This is a genomic window from Acinetobacter sp. UBA6526, from assembly GCF_002434875.1.
Lineage (GTDB): Bacteria > Pseudomonadota > Gammaproteobacteria > Pseudomonadales > Moraxellaceae > Acinetobacter > Acinetobacter venetianus.
Window position 1 is genome coordinate 1 of record NZ_DJLC01000044.1, and the last position, 587, is coordinate 587.

At 35.4% G+C, this 587-nt stretch carries 1 protein-coding gene; it reads left to right on the forward strand.

Features of this window, described 5'->3' with window-relative positions:
* Positions 1 to 410: 410 nt before the first annotated feature.
* The coding region (locus tag B4237_RS02680) for a PLP-dependent transferase (protein WP_286941270.1) at positions 411 to 587 on the forward strand (177 nt) is incomplete at its 3' end.

A 587-nucleotide genomic window follows, 5' to 3' on the forward strand; every position in this document is an offset into this window, starting at 1 on the left:
AATTTTTGCACCTGGGAAAAATGATAAAGAGATGTCTTTCAGGATTTCGCGCTTTGGCGGAACCATTTTAGACACTCGGTTCATCGTATAAATATATTGGGCCACGCAGGACTCCTCAATTGAAAAACCAATACATCGCTAATCAGAATAAGCGAAAAATAATCGGACGTATTATACGCTGAAAAGCCCTTTAACTTGAAGTTAAGTTGAGATTTGTTTGTTTGCTTTAAAAGGATTTTCTTTTTCAAGACATTACACGATCAACCCAATCACAGTATCTCTCTGGATAAATGCAATTTTATTGAGATTGATATGAATAAAACTGCTAAAAATTGCATCATTTATGCACCATTTTGGATAGCTTTTAAGCTACACTCGCTTATTATTTAACTCACGTAGATGATGTAATCATGACCTATAAAGATGAAACTTTAGCCATTCATGCGGGATATTCACCAGAGGCGACTACAAAAGCCGTCGCTGTACCAATTTATCAAACCACATCTTATGCCTTTGATAATACACAACATGGTGCGGATCTATTTGATCTAAAAGTACAAGGCAATATCTATACACGGATTATGAAT